This window comes from Dolichospermum sp. LEGE 00246 (genome assembly GCF_015207865.1).
Lineage (GTDB): Bacteria > Cyanobacteriota > Cyanobacteriia > Cyanobacteriales > Nostocaceae > Dolichospermum > Dolichospermum heterosporum.
Map to the genome: position 1 here is coordinate 1 of NZ_JADEWA010000448.1, position 4,490 is coordinate 4,490.

3 protein-coding genes are annotated in these 4,490 nt (G+C 41.6%); 1 reads left to right on the plus strand and 2 read right to left on the minus strand.

Translation table 11 applies throughout. The features are described from left to right. The coding region (locus tag IQ228_RS21840; RefSeq protein WP_228044007.1) for a fructosamine kinase family protein at positions 1 to 781 on the minus strand (781 nt) is incomplete at its 3' end. A gap of 248 nt (positions 782 to 1,029) precedes the next feature. Next, on the minus strand, positions 1,030 to 1,911 hold the full coding sequence (crtR, locus tag IQ228_RS21845) for a beta-carotene hydroxylase (RefSeq protein WP_027403930.1): 882 nt from the start codon (positions 1,909 to 1,911) through the stop codon (positions 1,030 to 1,032). A gap of 425 nt (positions 1,912 to 2,336) precedes the next feature. Between crtR and pyk the strand changes: the two genes are divergently transcribed. Next, positions 2,337 to 4,106 carry a pyruvate kinase gene (gene pyk / locus IQ228_RS21850; protein WP_027403929.1) on the plus strand — a complete coding sequence of 590 codons (1,770 nt, stop codon included), beginning with the start codon at positions 2,337 to 2,339 and terminating at the stop codon, positions 4,104 to 4,106. Positions 4,107 to 4,490: the final 384 nt, after the last annotated feature.

Genomic DNA, 4,490 nt, shown 5'->3' on the forward strand with positions numbered 1-4,490 from the left:
GATTATATAATGTTTTTCTGGTTTTATATCCTGTATGTAAAGGATATATCTCCTCATAACCTTGATAAAAAGTTGGCGGAAAACCTCCAAATAATTCTGTCATAGCGATATCAACTTCTCTATCACCAAAATAAGTTGCAGGATCAAATATTACTGGTTCACCCTCAACCGTAAAACCTGCATTTCCCCCCCATAAATCCCCATGGACTAAAGCCGGTTGAACTTGATAATTTGCTAATAATTCGGGAATAGCTGCTAATAGTTTTTCTGCTAATGGAAAACTACCACCGCGTTTTTTTGCTAACTGAAATTGATAACCTAAACGGTGTTCAATATAAAATTCAACCCAAGAGTTAGAAAAATTGTTAATTTGCGGTGTAGAACCGATAGTATTATTAATATCCCAGCCAAAACCTTGCTTGCTGGTAGTTTTGTGCATTGCTGCCAATTTGCGTCCCATTTCTTGCCAAGACTTATGGTTATCAGTGGTCATTTCTAGCCATTCCAAGACAAGATAGCTATAATTGCCTGTAGTTCCCCAACAGATTGGACCAGGAACGCGGATAGTTGCTGTGGTGGACATTTGCTGTAAACCAAGCATCTCTGCTGCAAACATTGAGACTTGAGAAGCTTGATTTAGTTTAACAAAGTAAGTCAATTGGCGATCGCTGATAGCAAAACCCTGATTAATACACCCACCACTGATGGATAAATGCTGCTGACTGACAAATTTTTCGTCAGTAACTCGGCTAATATGGGTATCAATTTCCGTCCAAATCATAGTTTGTTGTCTATTCTGAGTCGTTAAACATAGATTACCAACAATTAACGACTAAGTAGGTGAACACAATAAAACCAACCTGTGTAAAGAAACGTAAAATCGCTGAAAACTTCTTTACTCTTGCCTCTTGCCTTGTCATAACGACAATTTTCAACGCCAACCTACTTATAGCGGTATGCACTTCCATGAGATCCAGTCAGCAAATCGTAATGTAGGGGAAACCCCACCCCTACATTATATTGCTAAATTCAGTGATGAAAATGAATACCTATGAAGATATCATAGACAAATTCCAAAAAGTCCTGCTTCTGCAATAACCCGGAAGTTTGCGGACTGCCTTTTTCGTCTAATAATGGCTTCATTAAATAATAAGCTGGCTGGTAATTATACCAAGGAATCGAAGGCCAAAGATGATGAATTAAGTGGTAATTCTGCCCCAAAATTAGGATATTGAGAACCTTGCCAGGATAGACGCGGGCGTTTTTCCAGCGATTTCTCTCAACAAAAGGACGGTGAGGTAAATAATCAAAAAATAACCCCAAAGTTATTCCTACCAAGAAAGCGGGAATAAACCAAAAGTTAAGAATATAGCCCAAAAAATGATATTGGACAGAAATATAAACAATAGTAATGATAATTAGGCGACTAATAAACCATTCTAGTAGTTCATAATTACGCCATAACCGTCTTTGAAAGAAAAATACTTCATGGTACAAAAATCTCACCGCAATTAAGAACAGGGGACCACCTGTAGAAACATAATGATCTGGATCATCTTGGGGATGATTAACATTACCATGATGCTGTAAATGTACTCGTGTAAATACTGGAAAAGCAAAAGCTAGAATCAAGGCACTACAATGGCCTAACATAGCGTTAACAATTCGATTGCGATGGGCAGATTGGTGACAAGCATCATGAATCACCGTTCCTGAACAATGTAGCGCTAGAGTATTGACACTAAAACACAACCAATGCGGCCATTCCCAAAGCCAATACCCAAAGTTAGACAAAACTAACATCATCACCACAACTAAAAACATTAATAGGGTGGGATTAAAATCACCAGGAGGTGATAAAAGTTCTTTGGGGGGAATTGTCAGTGGCTTTTGTGCCTCCGACGTGATCATTCTTAACTCCTTTCATAATGAATCTTTACGGATCATACTATTAATCTTAGTGAAGAGTAAAGTTATGTAAAGCAAGATTTATCCAGAGTTGTGGTTAAGAATGTGTAAATAAGGCTATGATTCTTGGCTAAAGCAGTGCTTTGAGACAAAAAACTTTCTGAGGAGAAAGTGGCCGATCAGATTAGTGTACGATATCAAAACTATACCATGATTAGCTCTCTAACTGCTTATAACATTGATATAGTAGTGACCCAAAAGAGAGAGTCTGTTTAATTCATAACCATTTGCAAAAAGATGGCGATCAATGGAAAAATGATTTGCTGATACAGTCAGGTTTTCATGATCCAAAATCTCAGATATTAAATGGCATGAGAAAAGATGACGATAAATTCCCAGGTAGATCCCCAAAATTTTGAACCCAGCCCATGACGCAATTAAGAGATTCTCAGCGCCGAACTAAAATTGTTGCTACTATCGGACCTGCTACCAGCAGTCCAGAAATGCTGAAAGGGATTATTGAAGCGGGTGCAACAACACTACGGCTCAACTTTTCCCACGGAACTCATGCTGACCATCAGCGGAGTATTCGATTAATTCGGCAAACCGCTTTTGAACTGAATAGACCGGTAGCAATTCTGCAAGATTTACAGGGTCCGAAAATTCGCTTGGGGCGGTTTGAAACTGGTTCGATAATTTTAGCAAAAGGCGATCGCTTCACATTGACAAATCGCCCCATAGAAGGAACACAGGAAATAAGCTGCGTTACCTACGATTACTTAGCCGAAGAAGTCCCCGTCGGTTCAAATATCCTCCTCGATGATGGCAAAGTCGAAATGGTAGTGGAGGAAATTAACCGCGAAAAAGGCGATTTACATTGTCGGGTAACAGTTCCAGGTAAACTTTCCAACAACAAAGGTGTTAACTTTCCGGGAGTTTACTTATCCATCAAAGCTATGACCGATAAAGACCGCGAGGATCTGATGTTTGGTTTAGACCAAGGTGTTGATTGGGTAGCCCTTTCCTTTGTCCGCAACCCCCAGGACATTATCGAAATTAAAGAACTAATTTCCAGCACCGGCAAAAATGTCCCTGTAGTTGCCAAAATCGAAAAGCACGAAGCCATTGAACAAATGGAAGCAGTTTTGTCTTTATGTGATGGGGTGATGGTTGCCAGAGGTGACTTAGGGGTGGAACTACCGGCGGAAGACGTACCCGTGCTACAAAAACGGCTCATTGCCACAGCCAACCGCCTGGGAATTCCCATTATTACCGCTACCCAAATGCTAGATAGCATGGTCAGCAACCCCCGTCCTACCCGTGCAGAAGTATCCGATGTCGCCAACGCCATTTTAGATGGCACAGATGCGGTCATGCTGTCCAATGAAACCGCCGTTGGTAGTTTCCCCATAGAAGCTGTAGCCACTATGGCCAGAATAGCCGAACGAATTGAACAAGAGGAAACCCTGAACACCAATTCCCGTCTATCACGAGATAATAGGCGTTCTATTCCCAACGCGATTAGCCAAGCTGTTAGTCAAATTGCTGAGAATTTAGGTGCAGCGGCAATTATGACTTTGACACAAACCGGGGCTACAGCCCGCAACGTTTCTAAGTTTCGCCCGAAAACGCCAATTTTAGCCATTACACCTCATGTTAATGTAGCCCGACAGTTACAGATGGTCTGGGGAGTTAGACCGCTGTTGGTGCTAGAACTACCTTCTACAGGTCAGACATTCCAAGCCGCTATTAATGTCGCCCAGGAAAAAAACCTCCTCACTGAAGGTGATTTAGTGGTCATGACCGCTGGTACGCTTCAGGGGGTTTCTGGGTCAACGGACTTGATCAAGGTAGAAATAGTCACTGCTGTACTAGGTCAAGGCATTGGACTGGGACAGGGTTCTGTGAGTGGTCGCGCTAGGGTAGTTCATAATGCTATGGATGCCAGTAACTTTAATCCTGGAGATATTTTGGTAGCATCCCGCACTGGTGTTGATTTTGTGGAAGCAATTCGTAAAGCTGGGGGGATTATTACTGAAGAAGAAAGTCTCACCAGTCACGCCGCAGTTATTGGTTTACGTCTCGGTGTACCAGTAATTGTAGGCGTGAAGGATGCGACACAAGTAATTAAGGATGGTGCAATTTTGACTTTGGATATACAGCGGGGTTTAATTTACTCTGGTGTCGTAGGAACTTAAACAATTAAAAATTCAAAAAAAATAATTTTGGATTTTTAATTTTTGGGTTTTGAAAACAAGCTACGGTGCAGACTTCTGAGATGGTGTAAAGGGGTTTTTTCACGCAGAGACGCAAAAGGCGCAAAAGGCGTTTTCTGCGTCTTGGTTTTATGAGAAACAAACCACCAGGGGATCGCGGGAAGGCTGGGAGCCGCGTCTCTTTAGAGCGCGGGGGAAAGCCTACCCGTGCGGTTTTAACCGCTGCCAATATTCTCGATCATGATGCGGGTCATTAAATCTTTTCAACATTTTATTTCTCTCTAACTAATCTTTTTAAGGCTGACGAAAGACTCATTCCCCAACCTTGGGCGATATCCTCAAGTTTCTTTCTTTCAGTTTCATCTA

Coding starts and splice junctions, on each gene's coding strand:
- crtR (WP_027403930.1), bottom strand. CDS start 1,911: ATGATCACGTCGGAGGCACAAAAGCCACTGACAATTCCCCCCAAAGAA.
- pyk (WP_027403929.1), top strand. CDS start 2,337: ATGACGCAATTAAGAGATTCTCAGCGCCGAACTAAAATTGTTGCTACT.